The sequence below is a fragment of the Mucilaginibacter sp. SG564 genome, from assembly GCF_013149275.1.
Taxonomy (GTDB): Bacteria; Bacteroidota; Bacteroidia; order Sphingobacteriales; family Sphingobacteriaceae; genus Mucilaginibacter.
Genome location: NZ_JABGNA010000007.1, coordinates 1 through 24,219 on the forward strand (window position 1 = coordinate 1; position 24,219 = coordinate 24,219).

Here is a 24,219-nt window from a genome sequence, read left to right on the forward strand (position 1 = left end):
CGGGGTAATATTATACCGTAAAAACCCGGCTACTGCGCCTACCATGGCCAGGCAAATGGCTGCCAGTTCATATTGCTTTACCGACAGGAACATCAGGGCCAGCGTTCCGTTAACGATCAGTCCCGTGGTGGCCGCAAGTCCATCTATTCCATCTATCAGGTTAAAGGAATTCACAATCAGCATAATCAATAGGATGGAAAAGATGGCGCTGGGCACGTAGGGCAAACTAAAAATACCGAATATGCCATACATGCTGGTAACACGGATATCGCCCGGTAAAACCAGGATAGCGGCCACTATAAACTGGATGAGGAATTTAGTACTGGAGTTTACGCCCGAAAGATCGTCCTTTAAGCCCATGGCAAATAAAATGATGCAGGCTATCAGCAAGTAACTGATGGGCAGAGCCTTGTCAACAATACTAAACAATAGCATGGTGATTATAAAGCTCACAAACATGGCCACTCCTCCCAGCCGTGGTATGCCGTGATCATGTTGTTTACGAAAATGACCCACATCATCATATAAATGACGTGCCCGCGCCACATGTAATATGGACGGGATGGTTAACCTGGTTATAAGAGTGGATACAAGCAGTATTAACACATTGTATAGAAAGTGATAAGAGTGTAAAAGTTCCATCATATAGGCCTGGGGTTAAAGCGTGTAATAGGCTATTTACTTCGTGGCACTTTGCGTCATTCAGTGATAAATACCGACCCGATTTTAACAACACCGCCTCCTCTGAAAGTAGCATCCTGGTTGATATCTAATACTAAAATTAGCACATCAGATGGTTTGTTTTTAACTTTCGACACTCACTGATTCTTCATCGACAGAAAGGCAGATACAGCCGTTAAAAACAAACGGCTTATGGTAGTCTTTAAAACCACCGGCCCGTGATCTTTCTAAAATCGGCCTTATATTGTTCGCTCACCATAATAACCATATTCCTGATCCGGACCGACGTTTTGGTTATACTATCAATTTTATCTACAGATATTATGAAAGAGCGGTGAATGCGAACAAAGGAATCTGCCGGCAATTTCTCGGCCAGGCTTTTCATTGTTGTGAGTGATTTGATAAAGGTGTCCTGATAGTTGGTAAATATCTTTACATAATCTTTGAAGCTCTCCAGGTAAAGAATATTTTTAAGATATACTTTCTGCAACTCATATTCTACCCGTAAAAACAAGTAGTCTCTATCGTTATAAACCCGTGTTCTATTTTCCAACCGCTCTTTAGCCCGGCAGGCAGTCGCCAAAAAACTCTCATAAAAAATAGGTTTCATTAAATAATCCAGCGCATTTACTTTGTAACCGTCCATAGCGTAATTCTCATAGGCGGTTACAAACACGATAAGCGGTACCGGATCAATAAACGAGGTGATCATCCGCGACAATTCAAGTCCATTGATCTCGGGTAAAAAAATATCTATAAAGATTAGCTGTACATCAGCCGTTTGCAACGTTTTCAGTGCATCTAAAGGATTTGAGTGAGCAGCAACTAAATGCAGGAAGGGCGTTTGTTCAACATAGAGTTTTAAGGAAAACAGGACAGCCGGATCATCATCTAATACAATACAGTTTATCATATCAAGGTCTATTGGTCATGAATGCTATGATGTTAGCTTGTACAAAAAATCAATTCCTCCGCCCCTTATTCCCAATGCTCATTCTTGTCGTTGGCTAAAACATCTGGGAATATATGAAAAATACTTAACTTCAGATTAAATAATATTCAATATATAAACTAATATTTTCGTAAAAAATAAGGAAATGATAAGCTGGCAGATGATGATAAAAGCCCTATGAATAGGCTAAATTACGCTATAAACTATAACAAAACCCGGTAACGATGTATCATTACCGGGTTAAGGCCCTCCATAATATTCCATTATGATTGGCTACTAACTTAAGGGAGATATTAGTTAAAAAAACTAACCTTTAAATATTTAAGTACCGTCTCTCCATCCGAAAACAGAGATAAACTTTGAGCATCTTTATCCGGATACACCATGGTCGAAATAACCTTTTCTCCATCATTACCAAACACTTCAAGTGACGATTGATCAAGTAATACCTTAATCCTCACCACTCCGTTGACCGCCTTCATTGGAGCGGTTTGGATCAGATTTTCTGGCGATTTATTGTTTTCTTCTGATCCCGTGCAGTTTATAAAAAGCTGCTGCTTTTCGGCATCATAGCCCACCAATATCTTTTTATCGGTACCCGCCTTTTCCGCTATATTAAATCCTATCTTTTTACTGTTTTTAATATTAAATTCAGCATTTATCCAATACGCGTTTCCTCCATTGTGTAGCGCCAAGCCCGGGCTATTTATACTGATGTTCTTTTTTTCGATTGCAAGACCCTTTGTATACTTTGACAAAGACCTGTTCACAAATACCGATGGAGATTGATTCAACACCAATCCTTCGCTGGTAGTTTTTAAGGAAAGATCGCGGGGGATAGACATTTGCCCTTTCCAGGGATAGGTTTCCGGTCTGCCATTCTGGAGCCAGCCTAAAAGTACTTTTTTATTCTGTGGAGCATCCCGCCAGGCTATTGCAGCGTAAAAGGCATCACCATAGTCTACAGTTAACACTTTATGGTTATCATTAACACTTTTAAAAGTTGTCCCGTCAAAATCGCCTACAAAATATTGCATCAATGGGCCATGTTCGCCCCCTGATGATACCAAAAGCACCCATTTGATATGAGCAGGGTTATCATCAACCACCAATGGTAATAGTGAAGGGCACTCCCATCCATTTTTTGTAAAACCCGCTGGCCCAAAATCACTTAGTTTAGTCCATTCCCTTAAATTTTTTGAACCATAAAAACGCACCATATGGTCATCAACCATCGCTACGGTCATTATCCATTGTTTAGTTGGCGCATACCAGAAAACATTAGGATCGCGAAAGTCGCGCATGTTCAAATCAATAACCGGATTTTTTGCATATTGCTTGTAACTTAGGCCGCCATCGTTACTATAAGCAATAAATTGCGATTCTTTTTTCTGTTTTGGCTGATCGGCCGTAAAAATAGCAACCAATGGTGGCTTGCCGTTTTTACCGAACCCACTCGTATTATTTTTATCCAGCACCGCCGATCCCGAATAGATCCAAGTGGTAGTATCTTTGGTCACTATCTCTGGAATGGCAACCGGAAAGTGCTTCCAGCTTATCAGATCCTTACTGGTAGCGTGGCCCCAGCTCATGTGCCCCCATTTATTTTCAAAGGGATTATGCTGATAATACAAATTAAATTCCCCGTTCAGGAATATCAATCCATTTGGATCATTTGTCCAGTTGGTTGACGGCGTAAAATGATATACGGGCCGCCATTGGGGTGTTGGCACTACCTTCTCCTGGGCAAACAAAGTTCCGGTTAAAGCAACCAGAGCCAGGCTTAAGAATTTGATTTTGTTCATGGTTTATAATTGTACATTCCTGTTCAACAGGTAACGTGTGAAGTGCAATTTATTCAATCAAAGAAATCTTAATACTAACTGCTCCCACTCCTCCTCTAAAGACAGGTTTGGGCGAATTTGTTTTGCTTTGCCATACCAGTAATCGGCATTCCAAATATCCCCTTCTTTACGGTGCAGGTAAGCATGAACCCATGCTGAAGCCTGGTCGTTGAGTTGGTCAACCTGGGCATGTGCCTTATGCCAATCGCCTTTGCCATCATACCAAAGGCTTTTCAACTGTATAGAGAGCCCGCCGATGGGCAGTTCTGAATTTAATGATTCTTTAAATTCGTTTAAAGTTTTCATAGGGATCTAAAATAAAGAAATCAGCTTGTGTATGAAAACAAAAAAGCCGCCTTACCAAAGTAAAACGACTTCTGTGATCCCTGGTAGATTATTCCAGGGCCAGGTTATAGGTAATGTAAAATAATAGCCGCAATTAATAACGCGCTTAAATAAACCCCGCAGGCTTGCCAGGCAAGGCACTGCGGGGGTGGCAACCGCTACGTTACAGCTCTTTACCCTCAAACATCTTTGCGTCGCGGGTATTTTTTTGTACGGCAATGGCCGAAAACATGCTTAAGCAGAATGACATGGCGTAAAAACCCTTTTCACTTCGGGCGAGACCGGCATCCCACAGGCCAATCGTTAATAAAATCATTGCAGCGATAGTGGCAAACCAGCTCAGGCCATAGTAAAGGTCTGTTACGGCAAGTCCTTCAGACCTGTCCCTTACGCTTTTTTGTACGGAGATCACTGCGAATAAACCAAATAATAAAATGGTGAAATAATAGCCTTTTTCATTCAGCTCCATAGTTGCATTCCATAAGCCAATGCAATATCCCACCACTCCTGTTAATAGGGCAAACCAGGAGGCGCCTATAAATGCGCCGGTTGGTTTAAACGGGCTTCTAACTTTTTCACCATATTTTCCGGTGGATAAATTTTCTTCTGTTTTGTTTTGTAGCGGTTCCATATTTATTTGTTTTATTGATTAATATGGAAGCAAATGTGGGGCATAAAGCGGATCTTAAAAAATCATAATTCGAAAATTACTGACGATATAATTTTACAATTATTATACCTTTACATGCATTAATACAAGTATATGGATTCACTTTCAGAGTTGATCAATCTGCTCAATAGTAACGATAAAAAGCTATTTAAACAGTTTTTGAAAAGAAAAAATAAAAGGACTGATGTAAAAAATTTACAGTTACTTGATTTGATAGAAACTGACGATATCATTGGTTTAAACAAGTTATACAATTCGGAGAAAAATAATGATGCCTACCATGCGCTGCGCAAAAGACTGCAGGACAATTTGCTGCTATTTTTATCGCAGAAAACTTTTGAAAGCAGCCATTCTGATACGCACGACGCGTTGCGCCTGGTGGTAGTGGGGCGTTTTTTATTGGAAAATGACGTAGTGAAGGTAGCGTTCAAGTGTTTGGATAAAGCTGAACGGCTGGCTGAAGATTTGGAACAGTTCAATTTATTGAATGAGCTGTTACTTTTAAAGCTGCAGTATGCCCATCTACCGGGAACTGAAGATCTCGAAGCTTTAACCACGCGCTTTATGCAGAACCAGTTGCTTATGCAACGTGAAGCTAAGCTCAATATGGCCTATGCCTTTTTAAGGCAGGAGCTGCAGGAAATACAGCTGAAAGGCAAGATCGTTAATTTGACAACTTTGATGTTAACAACGATCCGGAAATACAAAATTTCTGCGCAGGACCTGATGACCTATAAGTCCATCTATCAAATCCTTTTCATCGCGAATGAATATGCAGCGATACAACAGAATTATGGATTGATAGAGCATTATATCAACCGAACCAATCAATTTATGCAGGGTCAGGTGCATAAAAAACAATCGTATCTTTTTTATCATATATCCATCTTATACTTTTTAGCTAACTTCCATCTGCGGCGAAAGAATTTCGCCGGAAGTACATCTTATCTTCAGGAAATGATGGACTTAATGGCGACTGATAATCGCTATTATACGCTGTTTTATTTACGTCATCAGTTACTCACCGCACTCAATCTGTTCTTTACAGGCTTTGCAACAGACGCAATCTCGCTATTGCAGGAATCACTCTCCAATACAAAGCATAGGTCTAAACCCGAAGATATAGAGGATTTACGAATATGCATAGTTATGTTTTTGGCCTTGTGTAATGACCAAAGGAGCTTGAAACAGTTGACTTTATTAACCCGTACTGATGCCTGGTACGAAAAGAAAATGGGCATGTTATGGACTATTAGAAAAAATTTGATGGAAATTTTAGTCCATGCGCAATTCTCTAACACCGAGCTTGCCATGTCCAGGCTAAACAGCTTCCGGCGGCGATACAAGAAATATCTGCTAAAAACTTCGGAAGACCGTGTCCTATTGTTTCTGAAACTAGTTGAAAAGTACCTGCTAAAGCCCGATGTAGTTTTTGACGAGGTTTTTAGAAAGACGGTTTTTAGACTGCTTGATGAGGTGGGCAATAACGACATTTTTACATTAAGCTTTATTACTTGGTTAATAGCACGCTGGGAGAAAAAAACGGCTTATAAAGTTGCTCTGACACACCTACAGAACAACAATGACTCGCAATAATATGCATTCGGGTTTATTTATCCTCATCTACCATTTTTTTAAGCAAATTATTATACTGCTCCAGTAGGCTTATATACTTTTCTTTCCACATATCAGCCTCTTGTAATGCCTCAGATAACGTTAAAGCACGGTATTCATTTAATGGCTCCTGTAGTAGATTACCATAGGAAGGGAGTTGTGGAAACTCTTTCCTAAAATCATTTTTTAATGCTTTAGAATATTTTAAAATGATTGAATCCTCTAAATCCTCATCCTTAAAATGCCGGTATATAGTACCTCTATCATAGTCCACTTTACGGGCCAATTCAGATATGCTGATAGCAGTTTTCCTAACTGCTCTTTCTAATATTTCTCCCTTATGAGGCATGAAACAAATGTATTCCACAGAGTGTTGCATTTTTTCTTCAAAAAGTGTTTTATTATCAAAATAAATACCACATATTTACCACATAAAAACCACACTATAGCCACACATGCAATAACACCTTAGTATTATGCCTGCAAAAAAAATCCTATGTGAATTAAAATTAAAGATACCTTTCGAGTACGTAAATGCTACTATTTCGACAAATAAGAAGCGATATGATATAAATATGAGCAACCAGACGGTAGTGCAATTATTTAAAAAATATAACTATAGCAAAAAACTACACAATACCAGAATTAGTGCGGCATTTACACAACAAAAAATTAAAACAGGCCATCTTACAGAGGGCCACGTATATAAACTAAGCATTCTACAATACTACATAGAGCGGAAAGGCCTAATGCAATGACAATTCAATTAATGGCTACACTGATAGGCCTTTTAAATGATAGGCTTACACTACAACGGTTAATATGGAAGCAGCATGGCTATGCTCCTGAAAATAAATACAGCGAATGCTGTTGGCAGCTGGAACACTTACTGGATGAAGTACTGGAGCTGATTAATGACCAGGAATACAGATCGGTATTGAACGTACCTTTTAAGGAGTGGAGATTTTTAGAAAGTGAAAAATAGGTCTTTATGCTTTAGTCATTTAAACAATGATTAGCCTGTGGTTGGTGTTATCACCGCCGCAATAACTAATGAACTCACATTTAAACCCGAACCAAAGTCTTTTCAAGTCCGAAATCAGGAAGATTTATCCAGCAAAAAGCCTTTAATCTTCTCGATCAAAGGCTTTTAATTTAAAGAAGTGATCCCATTTGGATTCGAACCAAAGACCTACAGATTAGAAATCTGTTGCTCTATCCAGCTGAGCTATAGGACCATCACGACTTTTTCGCGGTGCAAAGATGCAAAATTACACGGAAATATCAATCATTTTTTTGAATTCCTTTGCAATTCAGACCTGGGGCATGCTTATCGCTTTCTTTTTTAAAACACTACATCATTTTTGGTGACTAAGCTTTGGTTACTTTACCAGTAAGCAAATCAATGTTATAGGTTTTATTTTTAATGGTTACAGTTGCTTTATGATCACCCAAAAAAGTAATAAGGCCTTCATAGTACCACTTGATACTGTTAATCTCGCCTACGGCCGCAAAAGTTATAGTCCCTCTGGTAATATCGTTATTTTTTGACAGATCAATACTTACATCCTTCAATGTATAATAAGCATGTACAGATGAAGGATTTAATGTTTTCTTACTTGATGCGGTATCAACAAATGATTTAACACTTCCGTTAAAAGAAATAAGTTTACTGCTGCTGCCATTAACAGCCAGAGGTGCGGTAAAATCAAAAGCATTTGCCTGATAAAAGGCTTTTATATTATGAACAAACAAGCCACTTGGTGTTTGACCATTTGTTGCTAAAGAATCATAGGCTACGTATCCGTTTAATAATCTGAAAACAGTATAGGGTTTCATATCCGGAATTCGTATAGTATCACTTATGCAACTAAAATAAAATTTGAATAATCCGCTGGTTTGTGAGGTGATGGTATCACCAATAACTGTTTTATAATTCACTACAGTATCCGGAAAAAAAGAACATAGGCTATCAAGCCCCGATACACGTGGTCTTTTTTGCCCTATAGTAGTAAGATTAGGCAGGATCAACCCCTTATTGATGTCGATACCTCCATAAGCGCCAGACAGGGTCTGTGTTACATTTCTGATGATCTGGCTGGCAGCAAGACTCATGGTGTCGATCTTAGAGACCGGTGTTGGTGGTTCAGCCTTGGGGTTTAATTTAACTTCTTTTTTGCAGGCGGTGTACAATAGCGCGATACCCGCTAATACAATAAGAAGGCTTTTTAACTTTAGTTTCATGATAAGGGGAAGGTGTAGTTTTTTCTTTATATGCTGTAATTAGATAATTGTGAGTTTGCTGCCAAGTAAGCAATTGAAATGCCGTTTGCCTGTTAACTAAAGAAAAAAGTTAATTTAACCGTAAGGCAATGATATAGGCGCCACAGAGAGATAGGCCCCACCTTTAACATGAGTAAAACAATGGACTATGGGGAAAAATATCGGGCAAAATATTACGCATAAACCCTCTGGCTATTTTTATATTTGATCAGTACCATAATCCACTAGCATGAGCACAACAGATCACCGATTTTGTTTAAATCAGGACCAATCCAGGCGTAGATTCATTTATAATTTTACTAAAGTGACCAGTGTTGCTGCATTAATGGCATCACCCGTAATAAGTAAGGCGGATAGCTTTTTTACTCCATCAGCACCCGTCACCGTTGGGGAGATCATGGATATGTTCATCTGCCAGGTACCGGGAGCCCCTATCAGTAATACCGTTGATACCTTGAAAGCAGGCAGTCGCGATATTCAGGTTACCGGCATTGTTACTACCATGTTTGCTACCATCGAAGTGATAAGAAAGACTATTGCTTTAGGAGCCAACTTTATCATCGCTCATGAACCTACTTTTTATAATCATCAGGACGAAACCGCCTGGCTGGCCAATGACGATGTTTACCGTTATAAGGCCGATCTGCTTAAACAACATAACATAGCCGTATGGCGTAATCACGATTATATCCACCATATTAACCCGGATGGGGTACGGATGGGATTATTAAAACAGCTTGGTTGGGAGGGTTATTATAATTCGGCTGTCACCAATGTAATGATGCTTCCGGCAACTACCTTAAGCTCATTAATCGGGCATTTAAAACAGAAATTATTTATCGATAAGGTGAGATATATTGGCGATCCGAAACAAAACTGTCAGAAAATACTATTAATGCCCGGCGCGTCTGGCGGCACAAGGCAGATACAAGCCATGAGCAAAGAAAAACCCGACGCACTAATATGCGGCGAGATACAGGAATGGGAAACCGCAGAATATGTGCGCGATGCCCAAGCAAAAGGTGAAAAGTTATCACTCATTGTGCTGGGTCATATCGCCAGTGAAGAGCCGGGATCTGAATTTATGGCAACCTGGCTAAAAGAAAAGCTCCCGGGCATTAAAATAACCCATATACCATCCAACAATTCATTGTCATTTTTGTAGTTGTAAAACGCAACAGATAATTAAGTAGGAGTAGACATTATTTGTTGCTAAATAATTTAACATTACGTACAATTGCAAATTAAGTATTTTAATTACCGGCGCCTTAATTACATGTTAATCATACACTTGTTATAATTAGAAGTTTTTTGATAAAACATGTATCAACATTGGTATTTAAGGTATTTTTGAGTGATAATTTATGCAAAAACAAAGCATTATTGACTTGAAAATCGCAATTTTTGTTTTTTAAAATGGAAAGTGTTTTTTTTACAATAAGTTAATCATACTTTTAACCCAATTTTTTTTAATAAAACTTAATTTATGATCATAATTGCTGACGGTGGCTCAACTAAAACAAATTGGTGTCTGGTTACCGAAGAAGGTAAAAAAGTGTATTTTAACACTGAGGGTTATAACCCTTATTTCTCAAGTACGGAATATATCATACAATCTTTAAATGAAAGTTTGCCAACCGACCTCGAGAAGGATGAAATAACCGAAGTAAATTATTACGGTGCCGGCTGTTCAACACCCGAGATGCGTAAAATTGTTGAAGAAGCCATGAAGGTTGTATTCACTAAAGCAAGGGTGAACATTGGTCATGACCTGCTTGCCGCGGCCCGCGCCCTGTTGGGTAACAATGAAGGCTTTGCAGCCATTTTAGGTACCGGTACCAATACCTGTATCTATGATGGTAAAGATGTGATCAACAACATTGACTCAGGCGCTTATATTTTGGGCGATGAAGGTAGTGGTTGCTATATCGGCAAAAAATTATTGGTTGATTACCTGCGTGGTTACATGCCAGAGCCGGTACGCAACCTGTTTTGGGAAACCTTTAAGCTTACACCCGATGATATAAACGAGCAGGTTTATACACAGCCACGTGCAAATCGTTTTTGCGCGAGCTTCAGCAAGTTTGTTTATGATAACAACGTACACATCGAATACTCACGTAACCTGGTACGTACCTCATTTGAAGACTTTTTCCGTAACCTGGTAACACATTACCCAGATTATCAAAAATATACTTTTAACTGTATCGGCTCAGTTGGTTACAACTTCAGGAACGTTTTGGAAGAAGTAGCTACCGAAAACGGCATGGTTGTAGGAAGCATAATCCGCTCGCCTATAGATAACCTGGTAAAATACCACCTGGAACTGGCTCCAAGCTCTTTGTAAAAAAAGGCAAGATGTAAGAGTCAATAATCAAGATAAAAAAGGCCCGGAAATTAATCTCCGGGCCTTTCGTTTTTTATTTAAAGTTTTCGCCTTCTCTCTTGATTCTTGACTCTAATTTCTTGATTCTCTCTCCTACTTATCCAATATTCATTTCGCCCTGGAATATTTTGCCGTATTTACGTTTATCGAATTTGTATAATTTGGCGGCACGGTAGGATACACCTTTTTGCTTTTCGTCAAGCTCCTTCAAGAACCCGTAGCTCAGCATTTTCTTTCTGAAATTACGTTTATCCAGTTTTTTGCTCAGAACAGCCTCATAAAGCGATTGCAATTGGGTCAATGTAAACTTTTCTGGCAGCAATTCAAACGCTATCGGCTGATAATGTAACCTTCTGCGAATCTTGTTAAATCCGGTATTAAATATCTCACTATGGTCAAACGCAAGTTTGGGCAATTCATTGACTGGGTGCCAGAAAGCTTTTTTGGCATACTGGGTAACCGGGCGTAGTTCTTTTTGACCATTTATACGAATCAGCGCATAGTAAGCCACAGTGATAACGCGCCCTTGAGGGTGCCTGTTCACTTCGCCAAAGGTGTGGAATTGCTGCATGTGCAGATCGCGCAAACCGGTTAGCTCATATAAGATACGCTCGGCAGCATCGTCAATACTTTCATCTTGTTCCACAATATAACCAGGCAACGCGAGTTCATCTTTATAGGGCTCTTCGTTACGTTCAATGAGCAAAATTTTAAGTTCGCCGGCTTCAAAACCAAAAATTACGCAGTCAATAGAGAATACGGAATCAAACTTGGGTAGCATTACTTCCAAAACGGTACTGGGATTTAAGTTTAATTGTTAAATATATGACCTTAATCGCGAATCCAAAAAAAAACAAATAAAATTTAATGGTGTAATTTACACACACTATCTTCGTAGCGCAAATCTAAGTAATGTAAAAATGCAGAAAATTTCAAAAATTGCGGTTTTAACCTCTGGAGGTGATGCTCCCGGCATGAATCCCTGTATACGGGCGGTTGTTAGAACAGCACTATATAATGGCCTTGAGGTTGTTGGTGTTAGGCAAGGTTACAAAGGACTTATCGAGAACGACATGTACCATATGGACAGACGCTCGGTAAGTAACATACTTAATTTGGGAGGTACTATTTTAAAAACAGCCCGTTGTTTGCCTTTTAAAGAAGATGAAGGCATGGCCACCGCCTATAAACACCTAAAAGAACACGGCATTGATGCCCTGGTGGTTATCGGCGGCGATGGTACATTTACCGGCGCGCTGCGTTTTTCAAAAAAGTATCCGGACATTGCCGTTATGGGCGTACCGGGCACCATTGATAACGATCTGTGCGGCTCCACCTATACTCTGGGGTTTGATACGGCTACCAACACCGTTATTGAAGCTATTGATAAGATACGTGATACAGCCGATGCCCACGATCGTTTATTTTTTATTGAAGTAATGGGTCGCGATTCTGGCGCTATAGCCCTGCGTGCAGGTATCTCCTGTGGTGCCGAGGCTATTCTTCTTCCGGAAAAACAAACCGCGATTGAAGATCTGATCAAGAATTTGAAGGATGGTTCATCCAACAAAAAATCATCAAGCATTGTTATTGTGGCCGAGGGCGACAAAAACGGCGGTGTATACGATGTAGCCAAAGCTGTTCAAAAAGAAGTTAAAGATTACGATATTAAAGTAACTATATTAGGCCACTTGCAAAGAGGTGGCAGCCCATCAAGTTTTGATCGTATTTTGGGTAGCCGACTTGGCTATGCCGCTGTAAATGCGTTAATTGCGGGCGAAACACAAAAAATGGTAGGTTTGCAGGCCAACCATATTCTGCTTACCAGTTTGGAAGAAGCCCTTAACCATCATGAATTTAAGCTGGAGGCTGATCTTTTGGAAATGGCAGATATATTATCGATATAATTAATGATTGCAGTTGTATATAGCGGATCGTATTTTGCACATTGGCGCCTTGCCGATAAAGGCCGAACTGTTGCTTCGTTTAAAACCAATGGTATCAACCCCTATTTTAACGACGAGAAATATATCCTGCAGCTACTCAACAAAAATATTAACCTGATACACCACGCCGAAGAAATAAAACGTATCTATTTTTTTGGCGCTGGAGCCTCATCCGATGAACGCCGGCAAATTGTGCACAACGCGCTATCAGCCTTTTTTAAATTTGGCAAGGTAGTAGTTGAGCACGATATTACAGCAGCGGCTATTGCCTGTTGTAAAAACTCGCCCGGCATTATCAGTATTTGCGGCAGCGGCTCAAACGCGGCCTGGTACGATGGTAAAAAAGTGTTGGACAACAATTACGGCCTGGGTTATATCCTGGCCGATGAAGGATCCGGCAACTGGCTGGGGCGGCAGTTACTCAAAGGCTATATGAATGAAACCTTGCCGCCAAACATCAAGAAAAAGTTTGTAAGCAAATATGATGTGGACAGAAAAACTTTGCTGGAGAAGGTTTACAGGCAAAAACAACCCGCTTTATTTTTAAGCTCATTCACCGAATTTTACCAGGATAACCACAACGACCACTATCTACAAAACGTCATAAAAAAAGGTTTTAGCAAGCTAATTTCAACATATTTACTACCTTTATCAAAGCAACATCCCGGTGCCTCTATACATTTTGCAGGCACGGTAGCTGCCAACTTTCAGGAGTATTTACATGAGGCCGCATCTGAAGCAAACCTTCAAATAGCAAATATCATTAAAGAACCTATAAATAATTTATTAACCTACTATTCTAATAAAAATTAAAAAAATCATGAAAATAGGAATTAACGGTTTCGGCCGTATTGGACGCCTGGCATTCAGAGCCGCAATTGAAAGACCCGACATTGAAGTTGTTGGTATTAATGACCTTGTTGAGCCTGATTACATGGCTTACATGCTGAAATACGACTCAACTCACGGTCAATTCAAAGGCACTATTGCTGTTGAAGGCGGACATTTGGTTGTAAACGGTAAAACTATCCGCGTTACTGCCGAAAAAGATCCTGCTAACCTTAAATGGAATGAAGTAGGTGCCGAGGTGGTTATCGAATCAACAGGCTTATTCTTAACTCAAGAAACTGCTCAAAAACATATCGATGCCGGTGCTAAAAAAGTAGTAATGAGCGCGCCAGCTAAAGATGACACCCCTACTTTTGTGATGGGTGTTAACCATAAAGAACTGAAAGCCGATCAAACTATCGTATCAAACGCTTCATGTACTACCAACTGTTTAGCTCCTATCGCTAAAGTATTGGATGATAACTTTGGTATTGAAGAAGGTTTGATGACTACTGTACATGCTGTTACTGCAACTCAAAAAACAGTTGATGGCCCGTCTGCAAAAGACTGGAGAGGTGGCCGTGGTGCTTACCAAAACATCATCCCTTCATCAACAGGTGCTGCTAAAGCGGTTGGTTTAGTTTTACCTCAGTTAAAAGGTAAATTAACCGGCATGTCATTCCGCGTTCCTGTGGCCGACGTTTCTGTAGTTGACTTAACTGTACGTCTGAAAAAAGGTGCTTCATATGAGACTATCAAAGCTGCTATGAAAGCTGCTTCTGAAGGCGAATTAAAAGGTATTTTAGGTTACACTGAAGACGAAGTTGTATCTGAAGACTTTAAAGGAGATGCACGTACATCCATTTTTGATGCAAAAGCAGGTATCGGCCTGAATGACAACTTTGTTAAAGTTGTATCATGGTACGATAACGAATGGGGTTATTCAAACAAATTGATCGACCTAGTACAGGAAATCGGCAAGATCTAATTTTTGATCAATCAATTTTAATTTATATCACAAAGCCTGCGGTTTACCGCGGGCTTTGTTGTTTTAGGGTCAAAAGGCTGTCATGCTGAGCCTGTCGAAGCATGTTGGGCAGGCCTTTATACGCGAGTCTTCGACAAGCTCAGACTGACAGCCCTCCTTTTTAGTCATGCAAGGTGTACAACAACATAGGTCAACTTTCCTATGGGATGCTGAAACAAATTCAGCATGACCTCTCATTTTTTATCCTTACTCCTAAAATCCTTACTCTTTGCTCCCAAAATCCTTGCTTCCCCAAACCCCTACCAGGGGTGTCACGCCATCATCGCTGATAAGAGATTAAATGGCTACTCCGTTTTTAAACTCTTAACCGGGTTTGTTAAAGCGGCTTTTATACTCAGACAGGACACAGTAGCAAACGCGATCACCATAACAATCAAAAACGGAACAAGGAATAGGAAAGGACCAATATCAACTCTAAACGCATAGGTTTGCAGCCATTTGTTGATAGTATACCAGGCCAAAGGAGCCGATACCACAAAAGAGATGACCACCAACGCCGCGAAATCCTTGTATAACAATGTTAAAATGTTGTTCACTGTAGCTCCCAGAACCTTGCGGATTCCGATCTCTTTGGTACGTTGCACAATGGTATAAGATACTAATCCAAACAAGCCTAAACAGGCTACAAATATGGCGATGCCTGTAAATACGCCAAATACCTGCCCAAAACGCTGATCGGTTTGGTATTGATCATTAAAATGCTGATCCAGGAAAAAATAATCAAACTGATCGCCAGGAAAAAAAGATGACCACGTTTTTTTGAGATCTGCAATAGTTTTAGGCAAGTTACTTGTGCTTATTTTTACCGATACATAGCCCCTTACATCAGGAATACAACGAAAAATAATGGCATCATAGGCATCCCGCAATGATTGTTGGTGAAAATTATCAACCACGCCAACAATCGTATATACCTGTCCCCAAAAATCAATACGTTTTCCCAATGCTTCTTCGGGCTTGTTAAAGCCAAGCTGCTCTACCGCTTTTTTATTAAATACTACGCTATGTGGCTCGTCTCCAAAACTTCTGGAGAATTTGCGCCCTGCTATAAGCTTTAGATCATAGGCTGCCAGGTAATCATAGTCGCTGCCAATGATACGGTATTGCTTACCCTGGCTTTGGTCGGCTGTGGTTAATTTGATACCGCCAGCATTCCATGGTACCGGTTCACCAGGAATCGAAGTTGATACAGTTACGTTTTTTATGGCAGATTGTGTTAAGCTTTCCTGTTTAAAAGCACTCATATCCCGGTAAAAGGAATCCACTTTAATAAGTGGTGGTTTAATAACCAGTGTTTGATCGATTTTAACCCCAAGCTTTTGGTTTTGCATAAACTTTAACTGCCTGAATACCGTTAGCGAACCAATAAGCAGGAATATGGAAGCTGCAAACTGAAATACCACCATTGCTTTGCGCAATACTACTCCTTTTGGCGATGCCAGTATTTTGCCCTTCATCACCTCAACAGGCCGGAATGATGATAACACAATGGCCGGGTAAAATCCGCTAAAAAATGATCCCAGGACAAATATGCTCAACATAGATCCCCAGAAAATAGGTCGGGTAAACATATCAAAGCCCATTTGTAAACCTGATACATGTGAAAAACCAGGCAGGCAAATTAGAATTAGCACAACGGCGAGTAATATCGCTAATCCGTTAAGCAGCATGGCCTCCAGCATAAACTGGGTGATCAATTGTGCTTTGGCTGAACCTAATGTTTTACGAACCCCCACCTCCTTAGCTCTGCCTATACCGCGTGCAGTTGCCAGGTTAATGTAATTGATCCAGGCGATGATGATCACAAAAATAGCTATACCCAACAATAAGTAAACGGACTTACCATCGCCATTGGGTTGAAACTCCAGCATCCGGTTAGAATATAAATGAATGCTTTGTACAGATTGCAGTGTATATACCCCACCCTCGCCTGCACTTTTATATGCATCGTAAACCTTTTTTACTACGGGTATAAATTTACTTTCCAGTATCTTAGGATCAACACCCGGCCTAAGGAGCAAATACGTTGTACAACCATCACTTAACCAGGCATTATCCAGGTTGTAATCCTTATTGGGTGGATTATCTTTTAAAAGGGTGGCGTATGATTGTAAAAAATCAAATTTCATGTGGGAATTAACCGGCAGGTTTTTCATCACACCGGTAATTTTCAAGTGTCTATTGCTATTGATGATCAATGACTGCCCAACCGGGTCAATATTGTGAAAAAGTGTTTGGGCTACCTCTTCAGATATCACCACTGTATTTGGCTCCTTTAGTGCGGTTTTGGGATCGCCGCTGATGAGCGGAAACGAGAAAATATTAAAAAAGGATGCACCGGCGAAGTAATCGTTCTTGATCACCATTTTCTGGTCTTTGTAATTGGCCAGTACCTGTCCGGCGCCTACTATCTTTACAAAGTCCTCTATCTCTGGTAAAGCAGCCTTAAAAGCACTGCCAGGTGCAAATGCCCCGCCTGCCCACTGGGTACTTAGTTTGCCATTGTTATACCTATCCTGATTGATGCGGTAAATGCGATCTTTTTTGGCGTGGAAATTATCAAAACTTAATTCGAAACTAACGTATTGCAAAATTAAAAGACATGCTGCCATACCTATAGCCAAACCAACAATGTTGATGAATGAGAAGGCCTTGTTTTTAGAGAGATTTCTAAAAGCTACAAGCAAGTAATTTTTCAGCATAATCAATTAAGTTTAGGCCACAGTTACCGCTAAAAGTATACCTCTATTTTAAACTATTGAATTTCAGATATTTAAAATAAATTCAACTTTAGTAACTGTTCGGATTCGTTACAATTATTGTTCAGTATTGAACAGAGGGGCCAAGACCACATATCACTAAATATCAGCGATTTAAAGAACACTTACATCAATTCGCTGTCCTTCTTCTCGTGATAGGTTTTATAAGCCAGGTAAAAAAACAACAGCGACGGCACTGCATTGAGCAAGACATTTTTAGGATTAAACTCCGGATAGGTGATGATTACCTGCACAATTAACGATATAAGCAGCAAACCGCCGATAGCGATGTACAGGTAACGGAATTTCGGGTTCATAGGTATACAATTAACAATGTAACCCAACTAAACGGGTATTACCGGTTAATGGTTACATTGTTAATTGATTTTTTAAACTCTTCAGCGTTTCAACTCGTATTTGGCCGGCGCGTCTTTCGCTATTTTAAATATAGTAGCGCCCAATGGCGGAAGGGTTATCACAATGGAATTATCCTTGCCATGCCAGCTTACTGCTTCGGCGGTTACTTCCGGTGCATTGGTTAAGCCGCTGCCCCAGAATTTTTTGGCATCCGAGTTAAATATTTCTTTCCATTTGCCAGCTGCGGGTACACCTATACGGTAATTATGACGAGGTACCGGGGTCATATTCAGGATGATCATCAGGTCGTCTTTTTCATGGTGGCCCATACGCCGGTAAACCAATACCGAATCGTTAGCATTGCCGCCGTCTACCCATTCAAAGCCGCTAAAGTCAAATGATTTCTGATACAGGGCCGGCTCATCGCGATATAAATGATTCAGCGCTTTTACTGTTTCGCTCATACCCTGGTGGTTGGCATACTCCAGCACATGCCATTGTAACGACTGCGCAAAGTTCCATTCGTCGCCCTGGCCAAATTCGGCTCCCATAAACAGCAGCTTGGTACCTGGATGCGTAAACATATAGCTATACATTAAACGCAGGTTGGCAAATTGCTGCCACTCATCGCCGGGCATTTTGCGCAGCATAGAACCTTTGCCATATACCACCTCATCATGCGAAAAAGGCAGCATAAAGTTTTCGGTGAAGGCGTATATCGTACTAAAAGTAATTTCGTTATGATGGTACTTACGATTGATGGGATCCTCCTTAAAGTAGCCAATAGTATCGTGCATCCAGCCCATCATCCACTTCATTCCGAAGCCTAATCCACCCAAATAAACCGGGCGACTAACCCCTGTAAACGAGGTAGATTCCTCGGCAATAGTTTGTACCGATGGGAAGTGACTGTAAACTGCCTCATTAAATTCTTTCAGGAAAGAAATAGCTTCCAGGTTTTCGTTGCCTCCGTAAATATTGGGCTCCCATTCGCCGTGTTTACGGGAATAGTCCAGATACAGCATGGAGGCTACCGCGTCTACACGTAAACCATCGGCATGGTACCTGTCCAACCAGAACAGCGCATTGCTGATCAGGAAAGCCCTTACCTCGTTACGGCCATAGTTAAATATGTACGATTTCCAATCCGGGTGGAAGCCCTTGCGGTTATCGGCGTGCTCATATAGGTGCGTACCATCAAACTTGTACAGGGCATGTGCGTCGCCTGGGAAATGCGAAGGTACCCAATCCAGTATTACCCCTATACCAGCCTTGTGAAATTCTTCAACCAAGTACATTAATCCCTTAGGATCACCAAAACGCGACGCGGCTGCGAAATATCCACTAATCTGGTAGCCCCAGCTTGGGTAAAACGGCGATTCCATGATTGGCATCAGCTCTACATGCGTAAAGCCCATTTCTTTGACGTAGGGCACCAGCTTATCGGCCAGTTGGGTATAGGTTAAAAACTCGTCCGGACTCTCCAGGCTGCGTGCCCATGAACCCGGATGCACCTCATATACGCTGTATGGCCTATCCAGTCCATTGTGTTCCTGGCGGTTAGCCATCCACTCAGCATCTTTCCATTCATAATAAGTGTCGGCAACAATAGAAGCCGTACTTGGCGGTACTTCCCAACGCAGTGCAAAGGGATCGGCCTTTTCCAGATCCTCGCCGGTTGATGATTTGATATAATATTTATAGGTTTCGCCCACACCCACATTAGGGATAAAACCTTCCCAGATACCCGATGAATCCCAGCGGGCATTTAAGCTATGTGAGCCGCGGTTCCATCCGTTAAAATTGGCTATAACCGATACATACTGCGCGTTTGGCGCCCAAACAGAAAAATAGGTCCCGATAACTCCATTATATTCCAGCACATGTGAGCCAAATTTCTCGTACAGTTTATAATGCTTACCCGACTTAAACAAACTGATATCAAAGTCGGTAAAACGGCTGTAGGGTTCAACAGCATTGAGTATCACATGGGTTTTAGGCGCGGCCGGCTTTACTTTTGCTACAAGTGTTGCTGCCACGGCAGGTTTTGGTTTCGCGGCAGCTTTTTTAGCTGTCGCTGGTTTTTCTGCAGGAGTCGCCACTTTTTTATCTGCCGCTTTTACGGCTTTTTTCTCTTTTACAGGTTTAGCTTCCGGTAACGGGGTTTCGGTTTTCTTTGTTTGTTTGGCCATGATATAATAACCTGTTATGGTATGTTAGAATAACCCAATGTACGGGAATGTTTGGTTTATATGCTATCAAATATAACAGGATTTGTAAGATTTTGATTTGATTTAAAAGATTATACTTTGATCACTGCTTTTACAATCCCGGTCTTTAACCTTTGGTTATCGGAAAAACTTTTTAAGCCTTGAATTTTAACATTTTTCTGCTCAAAACCGGGGTAAAAACCGACGAAAAACACTCGAAAAAACTCCATTTTAACACTTTTTAACAAATTTCAACCCGGTTTTGAGCGGTTTTAAAAACTTTAAAAAGTATTAATTTTCTGACTATCAAATAACTATATTCAAAACACGCGATTTTTGACCCTGTTTTGTCCTTAACAAAACAGCCCGGGTTTTCTTTTGGAGAAAACCCGGGCTGGCACTGATATAAAGATAAGGAAAATAGCTGGGAGTTGGAAGTTTTTAGTCTGAAGTCGGAGACATTCGGATAGTGCCGGGTATGGTGCGGTAACAACATTGACCATAAGCTGAATGAACTATTTTTAAATTAACCCTCGCGCCGTTGTTGGTGTTGTCACCAACAACTATTATCATCGACCAAGCAGTAGAAAAATATTGGTAACAACACCACATTGGCGAGGATTTGGGCAAATACTCCTGACATACTGTTGTCATCAGGCACACTTACGTTTGCCTGTAAATAACCATCAAATAATAACAGTATGAAATTATCATCATTAAGAATTATCACCAACGGAATAAAAAATTTGGTACCGTTTTATGAAAAAACTACTGGTTTGACCGCCAAATGGTATACAGACGACTTTGCAGAAATAACTACCGACGGTAGCAATTTAGCTATTGCCAGTACCCGGACATTAAGCTTATTCGGGAACGATTTTGCTGAGGCCGCCAATAACAAAAGCGTGATCATAGAATTTCGCGTGGCAGATGTTGATGATCAATATGCTAAAATTAAAGATTTCCTGAACGACGTTATTCAAGAACCCACAACAATGCCCTGGGGTAATCGCTCCTTATTATTTCGCGATCCGGAAGGAAATTTGGTTAACTTTTTTACACCTGTTTCTGCTGAAGCTGTTGAGCGATTCAGTTAAATCCTGGAGCCAGTGTTGGTGACAACACCAACATTGGCGAAAGCACTTTCTTAACACGTCATTGCTGTAAGGTACGAAGCAATCTCTACATAAGCAGGTCAACCATAAATATTCACTCTGTATAGTTTAGAGATTGCTTCGTACCTCACAATAAAGGGCGGAAAAGGTAAATAACAAAAAGGCCCCGTTTGGGGCCTTTTTGTTATTTTAAAATTTCGATGTGTTTGAAATTCTTGCTGAATTTAAACTCTACCGTGCCATCGGCGTTGATCACAAAATCGTTGACCACTTTGCCATCGGCCAGTATTTTGCCGGGTTTAAAGGGTAGTCCGATAATGTTCAAGTGATAGCCCTCATAGCGCGGGGTGTACAAACCTTCCATGCTTTGGTGGATGGTCATTTCGCGGGAGTTGCCGTTTACCACAAACTTTTTTTCGAGGTAGATATCCTGCTCGTAAGCAAAGGTTTCGCCGTAATCTTCAAACAGGAAGGAGTTTACCTCATAATCTGAATAGTAGATATTCTGCTTCACCTCTTCTATTTCGTGCTCGCCCACGTATTGCATTACCGGGTATTCTGGTATTACCGAACCTGCTTTTACAAACAATGGTATGGTTTCCAGTGGCGTGGCTACGTTTACTTCTTTGCCGCCTTCTACAATTTCGTGCGTCCAGAAGTTGAACCATTTGCCTTTTGGCAAATACACGTTACGATTGGTTTGGCCGGGCTCCATTACCGGGCAGACCAGTATTTTATCGCCATAAGTAAACTCATCCTGGCGGAAGTGGTTCAGTTTCACATCCTGCTCATGCATTACGATGGGCCTTAATATCGGGAAGCCATAACGGTGATGCTCCCAGAAAGTGGAGTAAAAGTAAGGCATCAGCTTGTAGCGCAGTTCGATAAACTTGCGGTTGATGGCGGTAAATGGTTCGCCAAAGCTCCAGGGCTCGCGCTCCTTGGTATCACCCGCCGAGTGCGCGCGCATGAAAGGAGAAAAAGTGCCCATCTGGATCCAGCGGGTAAACAGTTCGCCATCGGGTTCGCCGCTAAAGCCGCCTATATCGGTACCACAAAATGGTATGCCCGATACAGAAAGGCGCTGGCATTGGATATTACCTAATTTCAAATGTTCCCAGGAAGCCACGTTATCACCCGTCCAAACGGATGAAAAACGCTGTACACCTGAGTAACCCGCCCTGGTAATGGTAAAAGGGCGTTTATTTTTCATGATGTTACGCAAACCTTCGTAGGTTGAGCGTACCATCTGCATACCATACACATTATGTGCTTTACGGTGCGATCCGCGGAAACCATCGTATTGGTGGCGTACATCATCGGGGAAAGTGCCTGCGCCAAATACAGCGGGCTCGTTCATGTCGTTCCAAACACCGGCTACGCCCATCTGCACCAGTTCGTCAAACAAACCGCCCCACCAGGTGCGAACCTCGGGGTTGGTAAAATCCGGAAACTGGCAGCGGCCCGGCCAAACATGGCCCTCCATAAAATAGTCGTCGCTGCGGCGGCAGAAATATCTTTTCTCCTTACCTTCCCTGAACACCGAATAATTATCGTCGACCCGGATTCCAGGATCAATGATCACCACGGTTTTAAAACCATCGGCAGCCAGTTCGCTGATCATTTTTTTAGGATCAGGGAAGTATTTGCGGTTCCAGGTAAAACAGCGGTAACCGTCCATATAATCAATATCCAGGTAGATACCGTCGCATGGGATCTTGTTATCGCGGAAACCCCGGGTGATCTTTTTCACTTTAGCCTCGGGATAATAGCTCCAGCGGCATTGGTGATAACCCAGCGCCCAAAGCGGTGGCATGGGGTGCGTTCCGGTTAATATATGGTAGCTTTTTACCACATCCATCATATGCGGACCGTGGATATAATAGTATTGCAGTTCGCCGCCATCGGCCCAGAAACTGGTTTTGGTGGTATCCTCGCCACCAAAGTCAAACTGAGCTTTAAAGGTATTATCAAAGAAAATACCGTGTGCTATGCCTTCGTTTACACTGATGTAAAAAGGGATGCTACGGTAAAGCGGGTCCTGGTTCCACTGGAACGAATAGGCATCGGTATTCCAGTTTTTGAGGCGTTTACCGCGCAGGTTAAATTCAGTTGGTTTATCGCCCAGGCCAAAAAAGCTTTCGTCGGGGTGGCAGGTTTTGGTACAAAAAACATAATAACCACCAAACTTCACATTCTCTTCCCAGTGCATGGGTACAGCATCGGTGCTGGTTACATGATTGTTTTGGTCAGAAAATGATATAAAAAAATCCTTTTTTCGGATATGACAGTTTATCGATTTAGTGGCTACGCGAAATTCCAGTTCATCTTCAAACAGGGTAAATTCCGCGGCTTTTTGTTCCAGTTTTGGGACAGCGTAGGAAAAATCCTCCAGGAAAACGCCATGCGGAGCAACCCTGATCCGGATGATCTCGTTGGTCACTACTACTACCTCTACTTTCGCATCGCCATCGGTAAGGTAGAATTTATTCCCCAACTGCTCGGCATGATTAGGCGTGCCGAGGTATTTCTTGATGATGGGTTTTATCGCATCGGCCGGGTTATTAAGGTGGTGAAACTCCTCATCTGCTTCTTCAATGATGTTTTCCGCTTCAACTAACTTGCGAGGTATCAACTCCTCATTTGGTACATTACTTTCCATTCAATTGGGTTAGGGGTCTGCTACAAATATGTATAAAGTGTACTTACTACGCAATATACTACTATTGATTTAATGAAAAATCATTAACCGTGCCATTCAACGCGATTTCTCATAAATTTAATTTAATTTTTATATCGAATTTTTATTGAGGTGGGTGAAAAGCAGGGCGAAGAACGCCTATCGTAGAGCGCTCAATTGCCGCTAAGGCTGTTACTTTTGTCTTGATACAAAAGTAACCAAAAGATCAAGTCAGCAGAAATGCTTCTTTGCCGCACTTGGCCCTTGCCCCACAAAGCAGCCAGAACCAGGGCTGCAATTATTTTGCTCTACTTCGTTCCCACACAATCCTGCCCTTCAGCAAAAACTTGCTATGCCCCGCATCCGCACAGGCCCCCATTGTTCTGCCCGCTTTCGCCCGAAGCTGTTCTACTGACGAAAAAATAAAACACACGTCATTGCGAACGTAGTGTGGCAATCCCCAATTAGCAGGGCCGCTCTGTAAGTAGGAGATTGCTTCGT

20 protein-coding genes and 1 tRNA gene are annotated in these 24,219 nt (G+C 41.3%); 8 read left to right on the forward strand and 13 right to left on the reverse strand.

Annotation, left to right across the window (positions count from 1 at the left end):
• The 5 genes from FHW89_RS16550 to yiaA all read right to left on the reverse strand — a co-directional run.
• Window positions 1–645 (reverse strand): MraY family glycosyltransferase (locus FHW89_RS16550; protein WP_172336178.1); only part of this gene is annotated, 645 nt, incomplete at its 3' end.
• A 238-nt stretch (window positions 646–883) separates the two neighbouring features.
• Window positions 884–1,594, reverse strand: coding sequence for a LytTR family DNA-binding domain-containing protein (locus FHW89_RS16555; protein WP_172336179.1), 711 nt, complete (start codon window positions 1,592–1,594; stop codon window positions 884–886).
• A 332-nt stretch (window positions 1,595–1,926) separates the two neighbouring features.
• Window positions 1,927–3,438: a glycoside hydrolase family 32 protein gene (locus FHW89_RS16560; protein WP_172336180.1), complete on the reverse strand. Its 1,512-nt coding sequence runs from the start codon at window positions 3,436–3,438 to the stop codon at window positions 1,927–1,929.
• A 57-nt stretch (window positions 3,439–3,495) separates the two neighbouring features.
• Complete coding sequence (locus FHW89_RS16565) at window positions 3,496–3,783, reverse strand: hypothetical protein (protein ID WP_172336181.1); 288 nt, start codon at window positions 3,781–3,783, stop codon at window positions 3,496–3,498.
• A gap of 202 nt (window positions 3,784–3,985) precedes the next feature.
• Window positions 3,986–4,453 (reverse strand): inner membrane protein YiaA, encoded by a 468-nt coding sequence (yiaA, locus tag FHW89_RS16570; RefSeq protein ID WP_172336182.1) that lies wholly within the window; start codon window positions 4,451–4,453, stop codon window positions 3,986–3,988.
• Between the two features lie 132 nt (window positions 4,454–4,585).
• Here yiaA and FHW89_RS16575 point away from each other — a divergent pair, with 132 nt between their 5' ends.
• On the forward strand, window positions 4,586–6,088 hold the full coding sequence (locus FHW89_RS16575) for a hypothetical protein (RefSeq protein ID WP_172336183.1): 1,503 nt from the start codon (window positions 4,586–4,588) through the stop codon (window positions 6,086–6,088).
• A gap of 13 nt (window positions 6,089–6,101) precedes the next feature.
• On the opposite strand, the gene FHW89_RS16580 is transcribed toward FHW89_RS16575, so the two are convergent.
• On the reverse strand, window positions 6,102–6,455 hold the full coding sequence (locus FHW89_RS16580; protein ID WP_172336184.1) for a hypothetical protein: 354 nt from the start codon (window positions 6,453–6,455) through the stop codon (window positions 6,102–6,104).
• Between the two features lie 405 nt (window positions 6,456–6,860).
• On the opposite strand from FHW89_RS16580, the gene FHW89_RS16585 reads away from it, so the two are divergent.
• Complete coding sequence (locus FHW89_RS16585; protein WP_172336185.1) at window positions 6,861–7,091, forward strand: hypothetical protein; 231 nt, start codon at window positions 6,861–6,863, stop codon at window positions 7,089–7,091.
• A gap of 179 nt (window positions 7,092–7,270) precedes the next feature.
• Here the strand turns inward: FHW89_RS16585 and FHW89_RS16590 are convergent.
• Window positions 7,271–7,344, reverse strand: a tRNA-Arg gene (locus tag FHW89_RS16590).
• Window positions 7,345–7,477: 133 nt separating this feature from the next.
• The gene (locus tag FHW89_RS16595) at window positions 7,478–8,350 is read right to left on the reverse strand and encodes a hypothetical protein (RefSeq protein ID WP_172336186.1); all 873 of its coding nucleotides are present in this window, start codon (window positions 8,348–8,350) and stop codon (window positions 7,478–7,480) included.
• A gap of 343 nt (window positions 8,351–8,693) precedes the next feature.
• Here FHW89_RS16595 and FHW89_RS16600 point away from each other — a divergent pair, with 343 nt between their 5' ends.
• Both FHW89_RS16600 and FHW89_RS16605 read left to right on the forward strand, forming a co-directional pair.
• Window positions 8,694–9,554, forward strand: a complete 861-nt coding sequence (locus FHW89_RS16600; RefSeq protein WP_216650598.1) for a Nif3-like dinuclear metal center hexameric protein — start codon at window positions 8,694–8,696, stop codon at window positions 9,552–9,554.
• Window positions 9,555–9,875: 321 nt separating this feature from the next.
• Entirely contained in the window at window positions 9,876–10,736 is an 861-nt protein-coding gene (locus FHW89_RS16605) for an N-acetylglucosamine kinase (RefSeq protein WP_172336187.1), read from the forward strand.
• Between the two features lie 136 nt (window positions 10,737–10,872).
• Here the strand turns inward: FHW89_RS16605 and FHW89_RS16610 are convergent, their stop codons facing one another.
• Window positions 10,873–11,565 (reverse strand): NUDIX domain-containing protein, encoded by a 693-nt coding sequence (locus tag FHW89_RS16610; protein ID WP_076374039.1) that lies wholly within the window; start codon window positions 11,563–11,565, stop codon window positions 10,873–10,875.
• A 130-nt stretch (window positions 11,566–11,695) separates the two neighbouring features.
• Here FHW89_RS16610 and pfkA point away from each other — a divergent pair, with 130 nt between their 5' ends.
• Genes pfkA through gap form a run of 3 tightly spaced genes read left to right on the forward strand, consistent with a single transcriptional unit; the run spans window position 11,696 to window position 14,537 of the window.
• Entirely contained in the window at window positions 11,696–12,682 is a 987-nt protein-coding gene (gene pfkA / locus FHW89_RS16615) for a 6-phosphofructokinase (RefSeq protein ID WP_172336188.1), read from the forward strand.
• A gap of 3 nt (window positions 12,683–12,685) precedes the next feature.
• Window positions 12,686–13,534 carry a hypothetical protein gene (locus tag FHW89_RS16620; RefSeq protein WP_172336189.1) on the forward strand — a complete coding sequence of 283 codons (849 nt, stop codon included), beginning with the start codon at window positions 12,686–12,688 and terminating at the stop codon, window positions 13,532–13,534.
• 7 nt (window positions 13,535–13,541) lie between these two features.
• The gene (gap, locus tag FHW89_RS16625) at window positions 13,542–14,537 is read left to right on the forward strand and encodes a type I glyceraldehyde-3-phosphate dehydrogenase (protein WP_172336190.1); all 996 of its coding nucleotides are present in this window, start codon (window positions 13,542–13,544) and stop codon (window positions 14,535–14,537) included.
• Between the two features lie 344 nt (window positions 14,538–14,881).
• On the opposite strand, the gene FHW89_RS16630 is transcribed toward gap, so the two are convergent.
• The 3 genes from FHW89_RS16630 to glgB form a co-directional block, all read right to left on the reverse strand.
• The gene (locus tag FHW89_RS16630) at window positions 14,882–17,299 is read right to left on the reverse strand and encodes an ABC transporter permease (protein WP_172336191.1); all 2,418 of its coding nucleotides are present in this window, start codon (window positions 17,297–17,299) and stop codon (window positions 14,882–14,884) included.
• 182 nt (window positions 17,300–17,481) lie between these two features.
• On the reverse strand, window positions 17,482–17,673 hold the full coding sequence (locus FHW89_RS16635; RefSeq protein WP_172336192.1) for a hypothetical protein: 192 nt from the start codon (window positions 17,671–17,673) through the stop codon (window positions 17,482–17,484).
• An 81-nt stretch (window positions 17,674–17,754) separates the two neighbouring features.
• Entirely contained in the window at window positions 17,755–19,905 is a 2,151-nt protein-coding gene (gene glgB, locus FHW89_RS16640) for a 1,4-alpha-glucan branching protein GlgB (RefSeq protein ID WP_172336193.1), read from the reverse strand.
• Between the two features lie 719 nt (window positions 19,906–20,624).
• Here glgB and FHW89_RS16645 point away from each other — a divergent pair.
• The gene (locus FHW89_RS16645) at window positions 20,625–21,020 is read left to right on the forward strand and encodes a VOC family protein (protein ID WP_172336194.1); all 396 of its coding nucleotides are present in this window, start codon (window positions 20,625–20,627) and stop codon (window positions 21,018–21,020) included.
• 202 nt (window positions 21,021–21,222) lie between these two features.
• Here FHW89_RS16645 and FHW89_RS16650 read toward each other — a convergent pair whose 3' ends face one another.
• Window positions 21,223–23,700, reverse strand: coding sequence for a glycoside hydrolase family 31 protein (locus tag FHW89_RS16650; protein ID WP_172336195.1), 2,478 nt, complete (start codon window positions 23,698–23,700; stop codon window positions 21,223–21,225).
• Window positions 23,701–24,219: the final 519 nt, after the last annotated feature.